Here is a 20,185-nt window from a genome sequence, read left to right on the forward strand (position 1 = left end):
CCGTATGCTCGGCCGGGTGATCTCTTCGCGCCGCCGGTATGTGGCTTGGCCCCTGCTCACCGTCCTCTTCGCGGCGGTGGGCTGTTCCTCGTCGGACGTCGCCGTCCCCTCCCCCGAGGATGAGGCCGCGCGGCACTGCAAGGCCCTGCACAAGGAGTTGCCCTCGGCCGTGAACGGCCTGGAGCGCGGTACCGCGGAGCCCGTCTCCGACTTCACTGCCATCTGGGGCGATCCTGCCGTGCAATTGCGGTGCGGTGTGCCGAAGCCCGACGTGTTGACGTACGGGAGTGAACATTACAACCCTCGCGCCGACGCCGCGGAAGTCGACGGCGTCGAATGGCTCTTCGAGAAGCAGGCGGACGGATATCGCTTCACGACGGTGTTGCGAAAGGCTTTCGTCGAGGTGACCGTTCCGGGAAAGTACGCCCCCGAGGTGAATGTGCTGACCGCGTTCGCGCCCGCCGTGAAGAAGACCGTCCCCAAGGGGGTGTAGGCCGGCGCCGTGACGGCGCCGGCAGCGCGGTCAGCGCAGGCCCGTGGAACGCTGCAGGGCCGCCTGGATGAGCCGGTCGATCAGCTCCGGGTAGCTCACACCGCTCTCCTGCCACATCCGCGGGTACATCGAGATGGGCGTGAAGCCGGGGAGCGTGTTGATCTCGTTGATCACGAACTCGCCGTTGTCCTGGAGGAAGAAGTCCGCGCGGACCAGGCCCTCGCAGGAGGCCGCCTCGAAGGCCGCGACCGCCAGCTCCTGGACCCGGGCGGTCTCCTCGGCGCTCAGCGGCGCCGGCACGATACCGGCGGCGGAGTCGATGTACTTCGCCTCGAAGTCGTAGAAGTCGTGGGCCGTGACCGGCGGGATCTCGGCCGGCACGCTCGCCCGCGGGCCGTCCTCGAACTCCAGCACCCCGCACTCGATCTCGCGGCCGCGCAGCAGCGACTCGACGAGGATCTTGGGGTCGTGCCGCCGCGCCTCCTCGATGGCGTCGTCCAGGCCCGAGAGGTCGTCGACCTTGGTGATGCCCATCGACGAACCGGCACGGGCCGGCTTGACGAACAGCGGCCAGCCGTGTTCCGCCGCGAAGTCGACGATCTTCTTGCGGGCGGCGGCGGGGTCCTGCTCCCACTCCCGCGGGCGGACGACCTCGTACGGGCCGACCGGCAGCCCGAAGGAGGCGAACACCCGCTTCATGTAGTCCTTGTCCTGGCCGACCGCGGAGGCGAGCACGCCCGAGCCGACGTAGGGCACTCCGGACAGCTCCAGCAGCCCCTGGAGGGTGCCGTCCTCGCCGTACGGGCCGTGCAGCACGGGGAAGACCACGTCGACCTCGCCCAGCGCCTTGGGCACCGAACCGGGCTCGCTGTAGACGACCTCGCGGTTGGTCGGGTCGACCGGGAGCACGACGCCGCCCTCGGTGGACTCGGCCAGTTCGGCCACATTGGGCAGCCGACGGTCCGAGATGGCCATCCGCGCGGGGTCGTCGGCGGTCAGCGCCCAGCGGCCGTCGGACGTGATGCCGATGGGCAGCACGTCGTACTTCTCACGGTCGATGGCGGCCAGCACGGCTCCGGCGGTGACCACGGAGATGGCGTGCTCGGAGCTGCGTCCGCCGAACACGACGGCGACGCGGGGCTTGTGGGAGAAGGTCTCGCTGCTCATATCGGGTCGAGGGTACCTGCTGACCGGCCCGGAGTCAGTGCTGCGGCGGCCGTTGGTGGCGCCGCGCCGCCGGCCGGGGGGCACGAGGGTGGGCACGACGCCTCCCGGCTGCCCTCCCGGGCGCTCCCCGGTCCTTCCCGGACCGACGGCTCAGTGCCGCTCCGGCTTGGCGGTGCGCGACATCAGGTCCTTGAGGGCCACCATCGGCGGCTTGCCCTCGTGGACGATGTCCACGACGGTCTCGGTGAGCGGCATGTCGACGCCGTGCCTGCGGGCCAGGTCCAGCACGGACTCACAGGACTTGACGCCCTCCGCGGTCTGCTTGGTGACCGCGATGGTCTCCTCCAGCGTCATTCCCCGGCCGAGGTTCATGCCGAAGGTGTTGTTGCGCGACAGTGGCGAGGAGCAGGTGGCGACGAGGTCGCCCATCCCGGCCAGGCCCGCGAAGGTGTGCGCGTCGGCGCCCATCGCCAGGCCGAGGCGGGTGGTCTCGGCCAGGCCGCGGGTGATCAAGGAGCCCTTGGCGTTGTCGCCCAGGCCCATGCCGTTGGCGATGCCCACGGCCAGCGCGATGACGTTCTTGACCGCACCGCCGAGTTCGCAGCCGACCACGTCGGTGTTGGTGTACGGGCGGAAGTACGGGGTGTGGCAGGCCGTCTGCAGACGGCGGGCGACCGCTTCGTCGACGCAGGCGACGACGGCGGCGGCGGGCTGCCGGGCGGCGATCTCCTTGGAGAGGTTGGGTCCGGTCAGTACCGCGACGCGCTCCGGCGGGACCTTGGCGACCTCTTCGATGACCTCGCTCATGCGCTTGGCGGTGCCCAGTTCGACGCCCTTCATCAGGGAGACCAGGACCGTGTCGGCAGGCAGCAGGGGCGCCCACTCGGCGAGGTTGGCGCGCAGTGTCTGGGAGGGCACGGCGAGCACGGTGAAGTCCGCGCCGCGGGCCGCTTCCGCCGGGTCGGTGGTCGCCCGTACCGACTCCGGAAGCTCGACGCCGGGCAGGTAGTCGGGGTTGGTGCGGCCGTTGTTGACGGCGTCGACGAGGGCGGCGCGGCGTGCCCACAGGGTCACCTCGCATCCCGCGTCGGCGAGCACCATCGCGAATGCGGTGCCCCAGGACCCCGTGCCGTAGACGGCGCAGCGCGTCACTTGCCTTCATCCTCCTGTGCCTGCTGGGTGCTTCGGGTCTGCGATCCGGCGGACGGTTCGGCGGCGCTCGCGGGCGTCGCGGCCCGCTCTCCCCCGGCTTCCGCGGCACCGGCCTCCGCCGCGGTGGCGGCCTTGGCGGCCGCGCGGGCGGCTCGCCGCTCCCGGGCGATCGCCTTGCGGTAGTCGTACACCTCGGCGGGGACCGGCTCGCCGCGGATCTCGGCCAGCTGCTGGGTGACCGCGGCCATGATCGTCTCCGTGACGGCCCGCAGCACCTCGGCGGTGGGCTCCTGGCCGTAGAACTCGCTCAGGTCGACCGGCGGTCCCGCCTTCACCCGCAGCGTCTTGCGCGGCAGGAGCCGGAGCTTGTCCTCCTTGGCGTACGGCGGCATGGCCTCGTTGGCGCCCCACTGGGCGACGGGGATGACCGGCGCCTTGGTCAGCAACGCGACCCGGGCGGCACCGGTCTTGCCCTGCATGGGCCACATCTCGGGGTCGCGGGTGAGGGTGCCCTCCGGGTAGAAGGCGACGCATTCGCCCCGGTCGATCGCGGTGACGGCGGCCCGGAAGGCCGTCGCGGCGTCGGTGGTTTCCCGGTAGACCGGGATCTGGCCGGTGCCGCGCATCATCACACCGACAAAGCCGCTCTTGAAGAGTCCGGCCTTGGCGAGGAATCGCGGGACCCGCCCGGTGTTGTACTGATAGTGCGCATAGGAGAGCGGGTCGAGATACGAGTTGTGGTTGACCGCGGTGATAAATCCGCCGTCGGCCGGAATGTGCTCCATTCCCTGCCAGTCCCGCTTGAACAGAACCAAGAGCGGCGGTTTGCAGATGACCGCGGCCAAGCGGTACCAGAAGCCGATTCTGCGGCGGGACACTGGGACACCCTCCTTGTGGACTGCTGCGCTGCTGCGAGCCGGCAGCCGCACAAGTGTCGCCCCAGGTACCCGCTATGTCGAGAACACCGTAACCCCGCCGCTCCCGAACGGCGGCGGCAGCGGGTCAGAATGATCCCGATGCGAAGAGACGGAGCGGATGTGGGCTGGAGTCTGGTGGTCCCGTTGAAACCGCTGGTGCGAGCCAAGAGCAGGCTCTCCCGGGCCACCGGGGAGGAGTTTCGGCCCCGGCTGGCGCTCGCCTTCGCCCTGGACACCGTCACCGCGGCGCTGGCCTGCAAGGACGTCCGGGATGTGGCGGTTGTCACGGACGATCCGTTGGCCGGTGAGCGCCTTGCGGCCCTGGGGGCGCGCGTCGTACCCGACACTCCGGCCCGGGGGCTGAACGCCGCCCTGGCACACGGCGCCGCCGCCGTACGGGCGCGCCGGCCCGGCGCCGCCGTGGCCGCCCTGAACGCCGATCTGCCCGCGCTGCGCCCCGCCGAGCTGGAACTGGTGCTCCATTCCGCCGCGCTATTTCCGCGCGCATTTCTCGCAGATGCCGCGAATATCGGAACAACGCTTCTGACCGCGACTTCCGGGAAGGAATTGGAACCGGCATTCGGAGGGCCATCCCGGGCACGTCACCTCGCATCCGGGGCGCGGGAGATCGTCGTGGTGGGGGTGCCGTCGGTCCGCCGGGACGTGGACACCGGCGAGGATCTGCGCGCCGCACTGGCGCTGGGCGTGGGCCCCCACACCGCGCGCGAGACCTCGCAGCTGGGGGGCGGGGAGGCCGCCGGCGCGGGCGGCACGGCCGCGGCCGAGGGGCAGCCGTCGCCGCGGCTCAGAACGTCTGGAGCGTGACGAGGACGACGCGTCGCCCGTCCCCTTCGCCCGTGACGTCGATACGGACCCGCTGGCCGGGCCTCAGCAGCCGCAGGCCGCCGGCGTCGAAGGCCGCCGCGTCGAAGGGCAGCGGGGTGCCGTCGTCCAGCAGCACGCTGCCGGAGTGGCTCTCGGAGTCGTAGGTGTACGCGGTGGCCTGCATGGGCCAAAGCCTAGACGCCGGGCAGGACCGGGGCCCCGCCCGGCCCCCGAACGCACCGCGGGCCGGGCTCCCCGAAGGGAGACCGGCCCGACGCGTGACGGTCGCCGCTGCCGCATTACCGCTTGCGGGCGGTGGTCTTCTTGGCGGTGGTCTTGCGCGCCGTCGCCTTCTTGGCGGGGGCCTTCTTCGCCGTGGCCTTCTTGGCGGGGGCGGTCTTCTTGGCGGTGGCCTTCTTCGTGGCCGTGGCCTTCTTGGCCGGGGTCGCCTTCTTGGCGGTGGTCTTCTTCGCCGTGGCCTTCTTCGCCGTGGTCTTCTTGGCGGGGGCCTTCTTCGCCGTCGCCTTCTTCGCGGTGGCGGTGGTCTTCTTCGCCGTGGTCGCCTTCTTCGTGGCGGCCTTCTTGGCGGTGGCCTTCTTGGCCGCGGCCTTCTTGACCGTCGTACGGGTGGAAGTTCCACCCGAGAGGCTGCCCTTGGGGGCCTTCTTGACGGCCACGTCGTTCTTGGGGAGCTTCTTCGAGCCGCTGACCAGGTCCTTGAAGCCCTGTCCGGCGCGGAAACGCGGCACCGAGGTCTTCTTGACCCGGACGCGCTCACCCGTCTGCGGGTTGCGGGCGTAGCGGGCCGGACGGTCGACCTTCTCGAACGAGCCGAATCCGGTGACCGAAACGCGGTCGCCGGAGACAACGGAACGAACGATTGCGTCCAGAACCGCGTCCACGGCGTCCGCGGCGTTCTGACGGCCGCCGAGCTTGTCGGCAATGGCTTCTACGAGCTGCGCCTTGTTCACGTCTTCCCCTTCGGAGACATTGCTGGAACGAAAGTGTCCAAGCTTTTTCGCACGTTAGGCAGATATATACCGCAAATCAAACACGAAACGGGCTAATCACCCTTGTGCCGCAACGAACTCGACCTTCACGGACTTCCGTCGGGGCGCACATCTTCGGGATAACGACCTTCGTCGAGGTCTGCCATGAACCACTCCAGACGCCTTGCCGCGTCCGCAAGATCGTGTTTAGCCGCGGCCGTGATGACGAGCAGCTTCCGGGTCAGCGCCATCCGTACGCCCTCCGGGACTTGCAGTGTCCGCACTCTTGCGTGTGCGACCTTGAGGCGGTCGGCGACGTCACCGTAGAGCTCGAGTTGGTCGTCGCGTTCCATGCGCTAATTGTGCCATCTGCGGCGAGTTGTCGCTTCACGGGGCCTCAACAGGCGCCTCCACAAGCCGATGCGCCCCCTGCCAACTGCACAGGGGGCGCATCGTACGCAATAATGCTTTGAGCCAAAAACCCGAGGTCAGACCTCTACCGTACGCGGCTTGAACGACGGCCTGTTCGCCTCGTAATCCACGATGGACGACTCCTCCCGAAGGGTGAGGCTGATGTCGTCCAGCCCCTCCAGCAGCCGCCAGCGGGCGTTCTCGTCCAACTCGAAGTCGGCGCTGACGCCCTCGGCCCGCACCTGCCGGTCGACCAGGTCCACCGTCACCTCGGCGGTCGGGTCGGCCTCCAGCAGCTTCTGCAGCGTGTCGACGGTCTCCTGCGGCAGGACCACCGTCAGCAGCCCGTTCTTGAGGGAGTTACCCCGGAAGATGTCCGCGAAGCGCGAGGAGATGACGGCCTTGAAGCCGTAGTTCTGCAGGGCCCAGACGGCGTGCTCACGCGAGGAGCCGGTACCGAAGTCGGGGCCGGCGACCAGCACCGTGGCGCCCTTGTACCGCTCCTGGTTGAGGACGAACCCGGGGTCCTTGCGCCAGGCCTCGAACAGCCCGTCCTCGAAACCGTCGCGGGTGACCTTCTTCAGCCAGTGCGCGGGAATGATCTGGTCGGTGTCCACGTTGCTGCGGCGCAGCGGGACGGCCCGGCCGGTGTGGGTGGTGAAAGCTTCCATGGTTCTCAGACTCCCGCGGGCACAGAGACGTCGGCGTCGGACAGGTCGGCCGGTGAGGCCAGATGGCCGAGAACCGCCGTTGCGGCGGCGACCTGCGGCGAGACCAGGTGGGTGCGCCCGCCCTTGCCCTGCCGGCCCTCGAAGTTGCGGTTGGAGGTGGACGCGGCGCGCTCACCTGGGGCCAGCTGGTCGGGGTTCATACCCAGGCACATCGAGCAGCCCGCATGCCGCCATTCGGCCCCCGCCGCGGTGAAGACCTTGTCCAGGCCCTCGGCCACGGCCTGGAGGGAGACCCGGACGGAGCCGGGGACGACCAGCATCCGCATCCCCTCGGCGACCGAACGGCCCTCCAGGATCTGAGCGGCGGCGCGCAGGTCCTCGATCCGGCCGTTGGTGCACGAACCTACGAAGACGGTGTCCACCTTGATCTCGCGCAGCGGCTGACCCGCCGTCAACCCCATGTATTCCAGGGCCTTTTCGGCGGCGTAGCGCTCCGAGGCGTCCTCGTACGAAGCAGGGTCGGGGACGTTCGTCGAAAGCGGCGCACCCTGGCCCGGGTTGGTGCCCCAGGTAACGAACGGCGCCAGCGCGGAGGCGTCGATGACGACCTCGGCGTCGAAGACCGCGTCGTCGTCGCTGCGCAGCGTCTCCCAGTACGAGACAGCCGCGTCCCAGTCCGCGCCCTTGGGAGCGTGGTCGCGCCCCTGCAGGTAGTCGAAGGTGGTCCTGTCGGGGGCGATCATGCCGGCCCGGGCGCCCGCCTCGATCGACATGTTGCAGATGGTCATGCGGGCTTCCATCGACAGTTTCTCGATGGCCGAGCCGCGGTATTCCAGGACGTAGCCCTGGCCGCCGCCGGTGCCGATCTTCGCGATGATCGCCAGGATCAGGTCCTTGGCCGTCACGCCGTCGGGCAGCTCGCCGTCGACGGTGATGGCCATGGTCTTGAAGGGGGCCAGCGGCAGCGTCTGGGTGGCCAGGACGTGCTCGACCTGGCTGGTGCCGATGCCGAACGCCAGGGCCCCGAAGGCGCCGTGGGTGGAGGTGTGGCTGTCACCGCAGACCACGGTGGTGCCGGGCTGGGTCAGTCCCAACTGCGGTCCCACGACGTGGACAACGCCCTGCTCGACGTCGCCGAGCGGGTGCAGCCGGACGCCGAATTCCGCGCAGTTCTTGCGCAGCGTCTCCAGCTGGGTACGCGAGACCGGGTCGGCGATCGGCTTGTCGATGTCGAGGGTGGGGGTGTTGTGGTCCTCGGTGGCGATGGTGAGGTCCGTGCGGCGCACCTGGCGACCGGCCTTGCGCAGGCCGTCGAACGCCTGCGGGCTGGTGACCTCGTGCAGCAGGTGGAGATCGATGAAGAGGAGGTCGGGCTCGCCTTCCGCGCGCCGGACGACATGGTCGTCCCAGACCTTCTCCGCGAGTGTCCGTCCCATCGCTTTCCCTCCGGCCGGCCGCTTTGCCGGCCTAACTCGACTGTGCGCGTGCTGCCCGCAACCCCTTGCCGGGCCTTACGCCGGGCCCTGGTCGAGGGCCACACCTACAGATTGACGACTTCCCCGGAAAATTGAACTTGCGTTTCACACTGTGAGACGCGAGTATCGTTGCATGGACAACTCTAGCGGCGTCGGCGTTCTCGACAAGGCAGCTCTGGTATTGAGCGCTCTGGAGTCCGGTCCGGCCACCCTCGCCGGGCTGGTCGCGGCGACCGGGCTTGCACGACCCACGGCACACAGACTGGCCGTGGCTCTGGAACACCACCGCATGGTGGCGAGGGACATGCAGGGCCGGTTCATCCTCGGTCCGCGGCTCTCCGAGCTCGCGGCAGCGGCGGGCGAGGACCGCCTGCTCGCGACGGCCGGACCGGTGCTCACCCACCTGCGCGATGTGACGGGCGAGAGCGCCCAGCTCTATCGCCGGCAGGGCGACATGCGTATTTGCGTGGCAGCGGCGGAACGGCTGTCCGGACTGCGGGACACCGTCCCGGTCGGCTCCACGCTCCCGATGAAGGCGGGCTCCGCCGCGCAGATCCTGATGGCCTGGGAGGAGCCCGAGCGGCTGCACCGCGGCCTGCAGGGCGCGCGCTTCACGGCCACGGCACTCTCGGGCGTACGGCGCCGCGGCTGGGCCCAGTCGATCGGCGAGCGGGAACCGGGCGTCGCGTCCGTCTCGGCGCCCGTCCGGGGCCCCTCGAACCGCGTGGTGGCCTCCGTGTCGGTCTCCGGCCCGATCGAGCGGCTGACCCGCCACCCGGGCCGGATGCACGCCCAGGCGGTCATCGACGCCGCGGCGCGCCTCTCCGAGGGACTGCGCCGCACCAGCTGAGGCCGCGGCCGGGCCCCGTCCGGCCGGCCCCCGCGGGCCGGCTCGACAGGGCCCCGGCGCGTCCGCTCAGGCGGCCAGCCGGTCGGCGGCCTGCAACCCGTCCCGCAGCGGGACGACGCCATGGGCTTTGCCCAGCCCGTAGGGCGGCATGTCGCCGTAGATCGACTCGTAGGACCCCTCGGGCACCACATAGGTCTCGTGCCAGATCCCCACGTGCCGCTCGCCCTTGCGGGCATAGCGGTTGATCTTTGCCCAGGCGGGCCGGTGCAGCTTGTCCGGCGCCGTGGCGTAGGCGAGCAACTTCTCCTTGGACTCCCAGTACTGGACGACGTAGTAGGTCCTGGGCGACCCGGACAGCAGCTGGTGGCCGAGCAGCCCCGCGGAGGGGTCGCGCGACAACTCCCGCAGCATCCGCGGCATGGCGAGGAAGACGGGCAGCCATCGGTGCACCGCCCAGAAATGGTTGATCCGCATCCCGATGTGGAAGACCACGACATCGCCGCGGGCGGCCGCCGTGGTCCGGCCGGGTTGGGTCCTGCTGCGCATGACGACTCCCTGGCTCATTGGATAGTGGAGCTATCCGGTGGTTGGATAGTGGCACTCTCCCAGTAGGAGGCACAAGGGATGCGACTCTCCGAACTCAGCGCGCGCAGCGGCATCTCCACCGCCACGATCAAGTACTACCTGCGCGAGCAACTCCTGCCGCAGGGACGGCGGATCACCGCGACACAGGCCGAGTACGACGAGTCCCATCTGCGCCGGCTGCGTCTGGTGCGCGCCCTGACCCAGGTCGGCAAGGTCCCGGTGGCGGCAGCCCGCGAGGTCCTCGCGGCCGTCGACGACGAGAGCCTGAGCCGCACCATCCGGCTAGGCGCGGCCCTGTGGGCACTGCCGCAGCCCCCGGAGGCCGACCCCGAGGCTCAGGCGACGGCGCAGGCGGACGAGGAGGCGCGGCGCCTGCTGGACGAACTCGGCTGGGACCACGCCCTGGAGATCGGCCCGCGCTCCCCCGCCTACCGCACCCTGGTCACCGCGATGGCGAGCCTGCGGCAACTGGGATACGTCACCGGTGTCGCCGAACTCACGCCGTACGCACGGAAGATGGAGGAGGTGGCGGGCCACGACCTCGATGTCCTCGAAGCGCTGCCGGAGGAGGTCGAGCAGGTCGAGGCGGCCGTCGCCGCAGCGGTGCTCTACGAGCCGGTGCTGCTCAGCCTGCGCAGGCTGGCCCAGGAGGAACTGGCCACCCGCCGCTACGGCCAGTGAGTCGGGAGGTGAATGGGGGCCGCGAGGCATGACAAAGGCCCCCGCCGAAGCGAGGGCCTTGCCGTTCACGTACCCCCGACCGGATTCGAACCGGCGCTACCGCCTTGAGAGGGCGGCGTGCTAGGCCGCTACACAACGGGGGCCTGTTTTCTTGCAGTTGAGCCATGTCCTGAGGACACTCTGCGCTGGGCTACCAGGACTCGAACCTAGACTAACGGAACCAGAAACCGTCGTGCTGCCAATTACACCATAGCCCATGGTGGTTTAGACCAGTACCCCCGACCGGATTCGAACCGGCGCTACCGCCTTGAGAGGGCGGCGTGCTAGGCCGCTACACAACGGGGGCCCTAGCGATCCTTGCGTCGTTGCATCCGGGAGCGACCCGAAGGAAACGGAGAGAAAGGATCTGTACCCCCGACCGGATTCGAACCGGCGCTACCGCCTTGAGAGGGCGGCGTGCTAGGCCGCTACACAACGGGGGCCTGGTACTGCGATCAAGAAACCTTCCACGCTTACGGAGAAGACTTCTTGCTGGGCTACCAGGACTCGAACCTAGACTAACGGAACCAGAAACCGTCGTGCTGCCAATTACACCATAGCCCACCAAAACTCAACCCCCGAGCGGGGGTTTGTTTGGTTTGCGCCCTCCGGCCAGGCCTTTCGGCCCTCTCGGGCGGCGCAGGAAGAACATTACCCGATGGGAGACGGCGCACCAAAACCGATAAGCCCGCGCAACAAGTCGGGCAGTTCCGCGAGACTCGCGATGCGCCGCACACCGTCGGGCAGGTCAGCGCCGGTGCCCGTGCGGTCCAGCCAGACGGCGGCGAGACCGGCGTCCCGGGCACCGAGCGCGTCGATGTCGAGCTTGTCGCCGACATAGACGACGTCGGAGGGTGCCAGGCGGAGCGTCTCGCAGGCCACCAGGAAGGCCTCGGGGGCCGGTTTGGCGTGTCCCAGGGCGTCGGCGCACAGCACGGCTTCGAAGCGGCTGCGGATGCCCAGGGCGCTCAGCTTGCGCTCCTGATTGGCCGTCGAGGAGTTGGAGAGCACGGCCTGGCGGACCAGGGGGGCGAGCGTTTCCAGGGCCGGTCCTGCGTCCGGGAAGAGGGTCCACGCCGCCTCGTACCGGGCGATGTAGCGGCCGAACCAGGCGTCCGCTTCGGCGTCGGAGAGGGGCGCGCCCAGGAACGTCCGGGCGCGGCCGCGGCGGTGGTCGAGGAACCCGACCTCACCGGCCAGGAAGCGGGCGAACTCGCTCTCCATCGCCGCGCGCCACCGCTCCAGCGCCGGCTCGGCGCCGCCGTAGGTGTCCAGCAGCCCTTCGGCGCGGAAGTGCCGCAGGGCGCCGGCGCGGTCGGAGCCGGTGTAGTCGAAGAGGGTGTCGTCGACGTCCCACAGGACGGCGTGGACGGGCATGGCGGTCTCCTCAGGATGTCCTGCCCATTGTGGCGTTCGGGCTTCGGACGTGCCGTGTTTTCCGGTGGCCGTCCCGGCCGGGGAACGACTGAGGGGGTGGCCGCCGGATCGGCGGCCACCCCCTCAGGGCGTCGGATGCTCAGGCGGTCAGCTTGGCCAGCGCCGCGTCGATGCGGGCCAGGGTGCGCTCCTTGCCCAGGACCTCCAGGGACTCGAAGAGCGGCAGGCCGACCGTGCGGCCGGTGACGGCGACCCGGACCGGGGCCTGCGCCTTGCCGAGCTTGAGGCCGTGCTCCTCACCGGCGGCCAGGACGGCCTCCTTGAGGGACTCGGGGCTGGACCAGTCCGCGCCTTCGAGCTTCTCGCGGGCCGTCCTCAGCAGGGCGTCGGAGCCCTCCTTCATCGCCTTGGCCCAGGACGCCTCGTCCTCCACCGGGGTGTCGAGGAAGAGGAAGTCGACGTTGGGGGTGATGTCCGAGAGGACCGTCAGACGGGTCTGCGCGTGCGGGGCGATGGCCTCGAACCGGGCGCGGTCGAACTTCTCCGGCGCCCAGGGGGCGTGCGGGGCCTGCAGCCAGGGCTCACAGGCGGCGATGAAGTCCTTGACGTCCAGCATGCGCAGGTGGGTGCCGTTGATGGCCTCGCACTTCTTGAGGTCGAAGCGCGCCGGGTTGGCGTTGACGTCCTCGATGTCGAAGGCCGCGACCATCTCGTCCATGGTGAAGATGTCGCGGTCCTCGGACAGCGACCAGCCCAGCAGGGAGAGGTAGTTGAGCAGTCCCGCGGGGAGGAACCCGCGCTCGCGGTAGAGGTTGAGGGACGCCTGCGGGTCGCGCTTGGAGAGCTTCTTGTTGCCCTCGCCCATGACGTAGGGCAGGTGGCCGAAGGAGGGGATCTCCTTGGCCACGCCGAGCTCGATCAGCGCCTTGTAGAGGGCGATCTGCCGGGGGGTGGAGGAGAGCAGGTCCTCGCCGCGCAGGACGTGGGTGATCTCCATCAGCGCGTCGTCGACAGGGTTGACGAGCGTGTAGAGGGGCGCGCCGTTGGCACGGACGATGCCGTAGTCCGGGACGTTCTCCGGGGTGAAGGTGAGCTCGCCGCGGACCAGGTCGGTGAAGGTGATCGGCTCGTCCGGCATCCGGAAGCGGACGATCGAGGTGCGGCCCTCGGCCTCGTAGGCGGCCTTCTGCTCGGTGGTCACCACGCGGCACTTGCCGTCGTAGCCGGAGGGCTTGCCGGCCTTGCGGGCGGCGTCGCGGCGGGCGTCCAGTTCCTCGGTGGTGCAGTAGCAGCGGTAGGCGTGCCCGGCGGTGAGGAGCTTGTCGGCGACGTCCTTGTAGAGGTCCATCCGCTGCGACTGGCGGTAGGGGGCGTGCGGGCCGCCGACCTCCGGTCCCTCGTCCCAGTCGAAGCCAAGCCAGCGCATGGCGTCCAGCAGCTGGCCGTAGGACTCCTCTGAGTCGCGGGCCGCGTCGGTGTCCTCGATACGGAAGACGAGGGTGCCCTGGTGGTGCCGGGCGAAGGCCCAGTTGAACAGGGCGGTGCGGACCAGGCCCACGTGGGGGTTGCCGGTCGGGGAGGGACAGAAACGTACGCGGACGGGGGAGCCGGGGGTCGCGTTAGCCACGCTTGATCACCTTGTTGGTGAGAGTGCCGATGCCTTCGATGGTGACGGCGACCTCGTCGCCGACGTTGAGCGGGCCGACCCCGGCCGGGGTGCCCGTGAGGACGACGTCGCCGGGGAGCAGCGTCATCGCCTCGGTGATGTGGACGATGAGGTCCTCGACGGGGCGGACCATCTCGCTGGTGCGGCCGAGCTGGCGCTGTTCGCCGTTGACGGTGCACTGGACGGCGAGGCCGCCGCTGATGTCGGAGAGGTCCAGGCCGGTCTCGACCCAGGGGCCGAGCGGGCAGGAGCTGTCGAAGCCCTTGGCCCGCGCCCACTGCTTCTCCCGCTGCTGGACGTCCCGCGCGGTGATGTCGTTGGCGCAGGTGTAGCCGAGGATGACGTCCTTGACGCGCTCGCGCGGCACCTCGCGGCACATGCGGCCGATGACGACCGCGAGCTCCGCTTCGTGGTGCACCTCCTGGGAGAAGGAGGGGTACGCGACGGGGTCGCCGGGGCCGACCACCGAGGTGGAGGGCTTGAAGAAGGTGACCGGCACGTCCGGGACGGCGTTGCCCAGCTCGGCGGCGTGGTCGGCGTAGTTGCGCCCGATCGCCACGACCTTGTTGGGCAGTACCGGCGGCAGGAGGCGGACCTTGTCGAGGGGGACCTTCTGGCCCGAGCGCTCGAATTCCGCGAAGGGATGCCCCTTGATGACGTCGAGTTCGTCGCCTTCGACGACGCCGAAGCCGACGTTGCCGTCGATGGAGAATCTGGCGATGCGCACGGGTTGCCGCTGCCCCTCATTGATCATTGGCCGGAGTTGACACTCCAGGCTATCGCGGGGGCACGGCCGGTCCGCCGCGTTACGAGGCCGGGGCGCCCTGCTCGGGCGCGTCCATCAGGACGGTGCGGCGGGGGTTGGCGGTCTGGGCGGGCAGTTCGAGACCGTGTTCCGTTGCCTGGAGGGCCTCGGTGCCGAGCTCGTCGGCGTCCTTGAGGTGGGCCAGGGTGGTGCGCCGCGGGTTGGCTATGTTGCGGAACATCATCGTGGTCTTCACTGCGTCACGCCTCGCGTTGGTGAGATGGGGCCGGCCGCTTCGGGAAGCCGAAGCGGTGTCGCCTTGTCGTTTCAGGCAACTATGTAAAGCGTCAGGCTAAGCGCGCTATTCCCCGTGACACGCAGCGTTTCTCGATGATCTCCCTGTGAGTTTGCTCACGAAGTGTGTGACAAATGCCGCATTTCCCATGATCAACAACCATGGGCGAAAGGGACATTGGCGCATTGAAGCGCACGTTCCGCTCCCGATCACCGCACCTGGGACAGGGCCCACAGGGGAACGACTCGCGGGCAAAAGTCCGTTATCTGGGGCGCAATCCTCTACGTGTCGTCACACGTTCCATACATTGCGTCACCCATGTCACAGCCAATGGCTCCGCTCTTGTTGGAGATCCTGCACTGTGCTGGAATTCCACGGACCGCCGCACGTTTCAGCCGGCGCGCAGGGCGTTGAAAACAACGCCGCGCGGTGGTGCCGCTCTCTCGGCCAGAGAGGGCAGCCCGCCGGTCACTCACGACCGCCATGGGGGACTTAGCGGTCCCCTACGACTCGACACCGTCCCGCCGTTCACGCGGAGGGACGCCTGGTCCAGAGGTTGCGACGCTAGTGCAGGGACGTTTCAAGAGGGATGGCAGCGCTGCGGCGGACCCGGAGCTGCGCGGCGGGACCGACCGCGCCTCCTCGCCCCAGCGCGCCCAGGGCAACAAGCCGGTGGGCGGCAACAACGTGCCGTCCGACCGCAACGGCCAGGCGCCGGGCGACAGCTCCACGGAGAGCCCGATGCCCAAGGCGCCCAAGGGCAGTGGGCCCGGCAACCGCATGGCGCTACGCAACTGGCGCATCAGCACCCGCCTGGTCTCCCTGCTGGCGCTCCCTGTCGTCGCCGCCACCACCCTCGGCGGCATGCGCATCACCAGTTCGCTGGAGAACATCGACCAGCTCGACAAGATGCAGCTGCTCACCGAGATGACGCGGCAGGCGACCGAGCTCGCCGACGCGCTCCAGGTGGAGCGGGACAAGTCGGCCGGTCCGCTGGCCGGCAGCGGCAACACCAAGGACGACGCGAACGTCGTCGCGCCGCGTGAGGCCACCGACCGGGCCAAGATCTCGTTCAACCAGGCCACCGGCGACATCCAGGGCGAGGACGCCACGATGGCCGGTGTCCGGGCCACCGTCCTGGAGATCGGGCGCCAGCTCAACACCCTCAACGAGATCCGCAGCAACGCCTACGAGGACGACGACAACACCGCGCGGACGGTCAACAGCTACAACCAGCTGATCACCTCGCTGCTGTCGCTCTCCCAGGACATGGCGCAGGCGACCAGCAGCCCCGAGATGATCCGCAGTACCCGTGCGCTGGCGGCGTTCTCGTCCGCCAAGGAGTACGCGTCGATCCAGCGGGCCATGGTCAGCGCCGGCCTCGCCCACAAGGGCGGCCCCGAGCTCTCCGCCAACGACCGGGTCGCCGGTCACACCGCGGAGGAGAACGAGAAGGCCGCCCGGGACCGCTTCTCGCAGATCTACACCAACAACGCCGGCGCGCTCACCCGTGGCCTGGACGGCAACAACGACGAGATCAAGGCCGCGGTCGCGTTCGCGCACCGCGCCTTCGCGAGCGGCAGCGGCATCCGCAGCCAGGAGTACAAGTACCTCGACTGGTACGACTCCGACACCGTCAAGATCGACGAGATGTCGCGCATCGAGACGACGCTGCTGTCCGAGATGGAGCAGAAGTCCCGCGAGCTGCGCAACGACGCCACGCAGGACGCCATCCTCAACGGTGCGCTGATCCTCCTCGTCCTCGGTGTCTCGCTGGTCGGCGCATTCGTCGTGGCCCGGTCCATGGTCCGCTCGCTGCGCCGGCTGCAGGACACCGCGCAGAAGGTCGCCCAGGACCGGCTGCCCGAGCTGGTCAAGCAGCTCTCCGACGCCGACCCGCAGGACGTGGACACCTCCGTCGAGTCGGTCGGTGTGCACAGCCGGGACGAGATCGGACGGGTGGCCGCGGCGTTCGACGACGTCCACCGCGAGGCCGTCCGGCTGGCGTCCGAGCAGGCGCTGCTGCGGGGCAACGTCAACGCGATGTTCACCAACCTCTCCCGTCGCAGCCAGGGCCTGATCCAGCGCCAGCTGTCGCTGATCTCCGAGCTGGAGTCCCGCGAGGCCGACCCGGACCAGCTGTCCTCCCTCTTCAAGCTCGACCACCTCGCCACGCGTATGCGCCGGAACGGTGAGAACCTCCTCGTCCTCGCGGGCGAGGAGCCCGGGCGCCGGTGGACGCGGCCGGTTCCGCTGGTCGATGTCCTGCGTGCCGCCGCCTCCGAGGTGGAGCAGTACGAGCGGATCGAGCTGAACGCCGTACCGCAGACCGAGGTCGCCGGCCGGGTCGTCAACGACCTCGTGCACCTCCTCGCCGAGCTGCTGGAGAACGCCACGTCGTTCTCCTCGCCGCAGACCAAGGTCAAGGTGACCGGCCACGCGCTGCCCGACGGGCGGGTGCTGGTCGAGATCCACGACACCGGTATCGGGCTGTCGCCCGAGGACCTGTCGGCGATCAACGAGCGGCTCGCCAGCCCGCCGACCGTGGATGTCTCGGTGTCGCGGCGGATGGGTCTGTTCGTGGTCGGCCGGCTGTCGCTGCGTCACGGCATCCGTATCCAGCTGCGGCCCTCCGACTCCGGCGGCACCACCGCGCTGGTCATGCTGCCGGTCGATGTCGCCCAGGGCGGCAAGAAGCCGGCGCCCAGCAGCGCCAAGAGCACTGCGTCCGACGCCGGTGGCACTCCCTCCAGCCGACTCGCCGGCCTCCAGCCGCGCGGTCAGGTCGGTGCGGGCCCCGGCCCCGGCGGGCGCCCCGCGCTGCCCGGCCGAGGCGGCCCCGGCGGCGGTGCGCCCAACGCCTTCGGTGCCCAGGCACCGGCAGGACGCGGCCAGGCTCCGGGCGCTCCCGCACAGGGCGGCAACCGTCCGCCCGCCGGGCGTCCCGGTGGCGCCGACGGGCGTCCTGGCGGCGACGGCCGTCCCTCCCTGCCGACCCGTGGTTCTGACAACGCGCAGTCGCCGACCGTGGCGCCGCCCACCGGCGCGCCCCGGCGCGAGGAGCGGCCGCAGCTGCCGCCGCGGGGACCCGCGGCCGAGCTGACCGGCGGTTCCGGCAGCCAGAGCGACCCGGGCAACCAGCAGGGCACCACGAGCTGGGGTGCGCGCCGTGAGCGCGGCGCCGCCGACGACTGGCCGCTGGCCCCGCGCGACGCCCAGGACCGGCCGCGTGGTCACGAGGACCCGGAGACCTCCGGCAGCTTCGAGCGGCCCGCGCCCGCCGGCGGCCCCGGCGACACCGCGGCGTTCGCCCGCCCCGACTTCGACGGCCCGCCGCCCGGCGCGGACGGCCCGCAGGGTGGACGCGGCCCGGCCGGTACCGGCGGCTACGGCCGTGGTGCGGGCAGCGGCTCCGCGGACACCGGGCAGTACGAGACCGACCGGTTCCCGCAGGTCGACAGCGACACCGGGCAGTACGAGACCGGCCAGTTCCGGCAGGTCGACAGCGACACCGGGCAGTACGACACCGGCCAGTTCCCGCAGCCCGACAGCGACACCGGCCAGTACGACACCGGGCAGTTCCCGCAGCAGGACGCCGCGCGCGGTGCGTACGGCGACGACTCCAGGGGCACCGGTCAGTACCCGTCGCGCCAGGACAGCGGTGCGCCGGCCCCCGACGTGCTCGGCAGCGGCGACGCGGGCCCGGGTGACGGCCGTACGCCGATCTTCGACACCATCGAGTCGAACTGGTTCAGCCACCCGGCGGCTGCCGCCGCCGGTGTGCCGCCGCAGCAGAGCGACGAGGCCGCGGCCCCGCGCCTGCCGCGCCGCGGTTCCGCGCAGGACAACGCCGGGCGCGACGACACCGGGCGCTCCGGCGCTCCGGCCAACGGCGCCCGCAACGGTGCGGTGGCCGGCGGCGGCGCGGCGGAGAGCACGCCGCAGTGGCGTACCTCGCCGAACGACGAGCGATGGCGGCAGGCGGAGCAGGTCCGTCAGCCGGCCGCGGGCGGAGTCACCACCTCCGGACTGCCCCGGCGCGTCCCGCGTGCGAATCTCGTCGCGGGCACCGCGCAACAGCAGCAGTCCACCCAGACCGGTCCGCAGGTCTCGCGTGCGCCCAGTGACGTGCGCGGGCGGCTGACCAATCTCCGTCGGGGCATCCAGCAGGGCCGGCAGGCCGGAGGGACTTCCTCCACCGGCAATCACCACGTTGTCGACCCCACTCACCAGCAGGAGCGTTAGTTGAGTCCGATGAGCCAGGCGGCGCAGAATCTGAACTGGTTGATCACCAACTTCGTGGACAACACCCCTGGGGTGTCCCACACGGTGGTGGTCTCCGCGGACGGACTGCTCCTCGCGATGTCCGAGGGCTTCCCTCGTGACAGGGCCGATCAGTTGGCGGCGGTGGCCTCCGGCCTCACCTCGCTGACGGCCGGCGCGTCCCGCATCTTCGAGGGCGGGAGCGTCAACCAGACCGTGGTGGAGATGGAACGCGGTTTCCTCTTCATCATGTCCGTCTCCGACGGCTCCTCGCTGGCCGTTCTCGCGCACCCCGAGTGCGACATCGGTCTCGTCGGATACGAGATGGCCCTGCTGGTCGACCGCGCGGGCACCGTCCTGACGCCCGATCTGCGAGCCGAACTGCAGGGCAGCCTGCTGCACTGAGGCGGTCCCCAGCGTCTCGCCGCCCACCGCCCACTACGCCGCACCCCCCACCGGCCCAACCCGACAACATCCGTTGTCCCCGCCCGGAGGATCAATGACCCCGCCACCTGCCACTTCCGGCCCGTACGGCGCCTACAGCCAGGCGCCGTACGGGAGCGAAGGTGACCAGCCGCTGGTGCGTCCGTACGCCATGACCGGAGGCCGGACCAGGCCGCGCTACCAGCTCGCCATAGAGGCGCTGGTCAGCACGACCGCCGACCCTTCCCAGCTGCCCGGGCTGCTGCCCGAGCACCAGCGCATCTGCCACCTGTGCCGCGAGGTCAAGTCGGTGGCGGAGGTCTCGGCGTTGCTGCACATACCGCTGGGTGTGGCTCGGATTCTCGTTGCGGACCTGGCAGAGGCCGGGATGGTGGCGATCCACCAGCCCGGCGGCAGCGGCGAGGCCGGCGGCACGCCGGACGTGACCTTGCTGGAGAGGGTGCTCAGTGGACTTCGCAAGCTCTGACGGCGGCTCCCAGGGCCGCGCGACGACCTCCGCCAAGATCGTGGTGGCGGGTGGCTTCGGCGTGGGCAAGACCACGTTCGTCGGTGCGGTCTCGGAAATCAACCCCCTGCGCACGGAAGCCGTGATGACTTCCGCATCGGCGGGTGTCGACGACCTCAGCCACGTCCAGGACAAGACCACGACGACCGTGGCGATGGACTTCGGACGTATCACCCTGGACCAGGACCTGATCCTGTACCTCTTCGGTACGCCGGGTCAGGACCGCTTCTGGTTCATGTGGGACGACCTGGTCCGTGGCGCGATCGGCGCCGTCGTGCTGGTGGACACCCGCCGGCTCGCCGACTGCTTCCCGGCCGTCGACTACTTCGAGAACAGCGGCCTGCCGTTCGTCGTCGCGCTCAACGGCTTCGAGGGGTATCAGCCCCACACGCCGGAGGAGGTCCGCGAGGCGCTGCAGATCGGCCCCGGGACCCCGATCATCACCACCGACGCCCGGCACCGCAGCGAGGCCAAGAGCGCGCTCATCACGCTCGTCGAGCACGCCCTGATGGCCCGCCTGAAGTAGTCGCCGACGACGGCCCGCAGCGCTACCGCGCGGGCCGTCGGGCCCTCGGCTCCGGGCGGGCGCGTTCCCCCGCCCCGGGCCGGTTCCCCTTTGCCGCGAGTGGATCTGT

21 protein-coding genes and 5 tRNA genes are annotated in these 20,185 nt (G+C 70.2%); 8 read left to right on the forward strand and 18 right to left on the reverse strand.

Annotated features, from left to right (window positions below):
* Positions 1-4: 4 nt before the first annotated feature.
* On the forward strand, positions 5-493 hold the full coding sequence (locus tag QOM21_RS11055; RefSeq protein ID WP_407549749.1) for a DUF3515 domain-containing protein: 489 nt from the start codon (positions 5-7) through the stop codon (positions 491-493).
* A 30-nt stretch (positions 494-523) separates the two neighbouring features.
* On the opposite strand, the gene QOM21_RS11060 is transcribed toward QOM21_RS11055, so the two are convergent.
* The 3 genes from QOM21_RS11060 to QOM21_RS11070 all read right to left on the reverse strand — a co-directional run bounded on the left by QOM21_RS11060 (position 524) and on the right by QOM21_RS11070 (position 3,690).
* Entirely contained in the window at positions 524-1,660 is a 1,137-nt protein-coding gene (locus QOM21_RS11060; RefSeq protein ID WP_407549750.1) for a D-alanine--D-alanine ligase family protein, read from the reverse strand.
* Between the two features lie 150 nt (positions 1,661-1,810).
* Complete coding sequence (locus QOM21_RS11065) at positions 1,811-2,812, reverse strand: NAD(P)H-dependent glycerol-3-phosphate dehydrogenase (protein ID WP_407549751.1); 1,002 nt, start codon at positions 2,810-2,812, stop codon at positions 1,811-1,813.
* A complete protein-coding gene (locus QOM21_RS11070) occupies positions 2,809-3,690 on the reverse strand; it encodes a lysophospholipid acyltransferase family protein (protein WP_407549752.1) in 882 nt (293 codons plus the stop codon). The genes QOM21_RS11065 and QOM21_RS11070 overlap by 4 nt, the downstream gene beginning before the upstream one ends.
* 138 nt (positions 3,691-3,828) lie before the next feature.
* Here QOM21_RS11070 and cofC point away from each other — a divergent pair, with 138 nt between their 5' ends.
* Positions 3,829-4,554, forward strand: coding sequence for a 2-phospho-L-lactate guanylyltransferase (gene cofC, locus QOM21_RS11075; RefSeq protein ID WP_407549753.1), 726 nt, complete (start codon positions 3,829-3,831; stop codon positions 4,552-4,554).
* Here cofC and QOM21_RS11080 read toward each other — a convergent pair.
* From QOM21_RS11080 to leuC, 5 genes are all read right to left on the reverse strand, one after another.
* On the reverse strand, positions 4,535-4,738 hold the full coding sequence (locus QOM21_RS11080; protein ID WP_407549754.1) for a hypothetical protein: 204 nt from the start codon (positions 4,736-4,738) through the stop codon (positions 4,535-4,537). The two genes, cofC and QOM21_RS11080, sit on opposite strands and share 20 nt — an antisense overlap.
* Positions 4,739-4,853: 115 nt before the next feature.
* Positions 4,854-5,525 carry an HU family DNA-binding protein gene (locus QOM21_RS11085; RefSeq protein WP_407549755.1) on the reverse strand — a complete coding sequence of 224 codons (672 nt, stop codon included), beginning with the start codon at positions 5,523-5,525 and terminating at the stop codon, positions 4,854-4,856.
* A gap of 125 nt (positions 5,526-5,650) precedes the next feature.
* On the reverse strand, positions 5,651-5,896 hold the full coding sequence (locus QOM21_RS11090) for a hypothetical protein (protein ID WP_393895693.1): 246 nt from the start codon (positions 5,894-5,896) through the stop codon (positions 5,651-5,653).
* Between the two features lie 135 nt (positions 5,897-6,031).
* Positions 6,032-6,625: a 3-isopropylmalate dehydratase small subunit gene (gene leuD, locus QOM21_RS11095; RefSeq protein WP_407549756.1), complete on the reverse strand. Its 594-nt coding sequence runs from the start codon at positions 6,623-6,625 to the stop codon at positions 6,032-6,034.
* 5 nt (positions 6,626-6,630) lie between these two features.
* Positions 6,631-8,061 (reverse strand): 3-isopropylmalate dehydratase large subunit, encoded by a 1,431-nt coding sequence (gene leuC / locus QOM21_RS11100; RefSeq protein WP_407549757.1) that lies wholly within the window; start codon positions 8,059-8,061, stop codon positions 6,631-6,633.
* 172 nt (positions 8,062-8,233) lie between these two features.
* Here leuC and ndgR point away from each other — a divergent pair, with 172 nt between their 5' ends.
* Positions 8,234-8,950 (forward strand): IclR family transcriptional regulator NdgR, encoded by a 717-nt coding sequence (gene ndgR / locus QOM21_RS11105; RefSeq protein WP_350254233.1) that lies wholly within the window; start codon positions 8,234-8,236, stop codon positions 8,948-8,950.
* 66 nt (positions 8,951-9,016) lie between these two features.
* Here ndgR and QOM21_RS11110 read toward each other — a convergent pair whose 3' ends face one another.
* Positions 9,017-9,496 (reverse strand): DUF4188 domain-containing protein, encoded by a 480-nt coding sequence (locus tag QOM21_RS11110; RefSeq protein WP_407549758.1) that lies wholly within the window; start codon positions 9,494-9,496, stop codon positions 9,017-9,019.
* Positions 9,497-9,574: 78 nt separating this feature from the next.
* Here QOM21_RS11110 and QOM21_RS11115 point away from each other — a divergent pair, with 78 nt between their 5' ends.
* Positions 9,575-10,216, forward strand: coding sequence for a MerR family transcriptional regulator (locus tag QOM21_RS11115; RefSeq protein WP_407549759.1), 642 nt, complete (start codon positions 9,575-9,577; stop codon positions 10,214-10,216).
* A 70-nt stretch (positions 10,217-10,286) separates the two neighbouring features.
* Here QOM21_RS11115 and QOM21_RS11120 read toward each other — a convergent pair.
* The 9 genes from QOM21_RS11120 to QOM21_RS11160 all read right to left on the reverse strand — a co-directional run bounded on the left by QOM21_RS11120 (position 10,287) and on the right by QOM21_RS11160 (position 14,299).
* A tRNA-Glu gene (locus QOM21_RS11120) sits at positions 10,287-10,359 on the reverse strand.
* Positions 10,360-10,401: 42 nt separating this feature from the next.
* Positions 10,402-10,473: transfer RNA gene (locus QOM21_RS11125), tRNA-Gln, on the reverse strand.
* A gap of 16 nt (positions 10,474-10,489) precedes the next feature.
* Positions 10,490-10,562, reverse strand: a tRNA-Glu gene (locus QOM21_RS11130).
* A gap of 63 nt (positions 10,563-10,625) precedes the next feature.
* Positions 10,626-10,698: transfer RNA gene (locus QOM21_RS11135), tRNA-Glu, on the reverse strand.
* A 49-nt stretch (positions 10,699-10,747) separates the two neighbouring features.
* A tRNA-Gln gene (locus QOM21_RS11140) sits at positions 10,748-10,819 on the reverse strand.
* A gap of 87 nt (positions 10,820-10,906) precedes the next feature.
* Complete coding sequence (locus QOM21_RS11145) at positions 10,907-11,632, reverse strand: HAD family hydrolase (protein WP_407549760.1); 726 nt, start codon at positions 11,630-11,632, stop codon at positions 10,907-10,909.
* 139 nt (positions 11,633-11,771) lie between these two features.
* Positions 11,772-13,259, reverse strand: coding sequence for a glutamate--tRNA ligase (gene gltX / locus QOM21_RS11150; protein ID WP_407549761.1), 1,488 nt, complete (start codon positions 13,257-13,259; stop codon positions 11,772-11,774).
* On the reverse strand, positions 13,252-14,025 hold the full coding sequence (locus QOM21_RS11155) for a fumarylacetoacetate hydrolase family protein (protein WP_407549762.1): 774 nt from the start codon (positions 14,023-14,025) through the stop codon (positions 13,252-13,254). Before QOM21_RS11155 ends, gltX begins: the two co-directional genes overlap by 8 nt.
* 79 nt (positions 14,026-14,104) lie before the next feature.
* The gene (locus tag QOM21_RS11160; protein ID WP_407549763.1) at positions 14,105-14,299 is read right to left on the reverse strand and encodes a hypothetical protein; all 195 of its coding nucleotides are present in this window, start codon (positions 14,297-14,299) and stop codon (positions 14,105-14,107) included.
* 606 nt (positions 14,300-14,905) lie between these two features.
* On the opposite strand from QOM21_RS11160, the gene QOM21_RS11165 reads away from it, so the two are divergent.
* From QOM21_RS11165 to QOM21_RS11180, 4 genes are all read left to right on the forward strand, one after another.
* Positions 14,906-18,583 (forward strand): nitrate- and nitrite sensing domain-containing protein, encoded by a 3,678-nt coding sequence (locus QOM21_RS11165; protein WP_407549764.1) that lies wholly within the window; start codon positions 14,906-14,908, stop codon positions 18,581-18,583.
* A 9-nt stretch (positions 18,584-18,592) separates the two neighbouring features.
* A complete protein-coding gene (locus QOM21_RS11170) occupies positions 18,593-19,006 on the forward strand; it encodes a roadblock/LC7 domain-containing protein (protein WP_249636908.1) in 414 nt (137 codons plus the stop codon).
* 94 nt (positions 19,007-19,100) lie between these two features.
* Positions 19,101-19,511, forward strand: coding sequence for a DUF742 domain-containing protein (locus QOM21_RS11175; RefSeq protein WP_030087818.1), 411 nt, complete (start codon positions 19,101-19,103; stop codon positions 19,509-19,511).
* Positions 19,492-20,076 (forward strand): GTP-binding protein, encoded by a 585-nt coding sequence (locus tag QOM21_RS11180; protein ID WP_398557253.1) that lies wholly within the window; start codon positions 19,492-19,494, stop codon positions 20,074-20,076. The genes QOM21_RS11175 and QOM21_RS11180 overlap by 20 nt, the downstream gene beginning before the upstream one ends.
* The last annotated feature ends 109 nt before the right edge of the window (positions 20,077-20,185 follow it).

Origin of the sequence: Streptomyces sp. Pv4-95 (assembly GCF_045782725.1) — a bacterium.
In the GTDB taxonomy this organism is placed as follows: domain Bacteria; phylum Actinomycetota; class Actinomycetes; order Streptomycetales; family Streptomycetaceae; genus Streptomyces.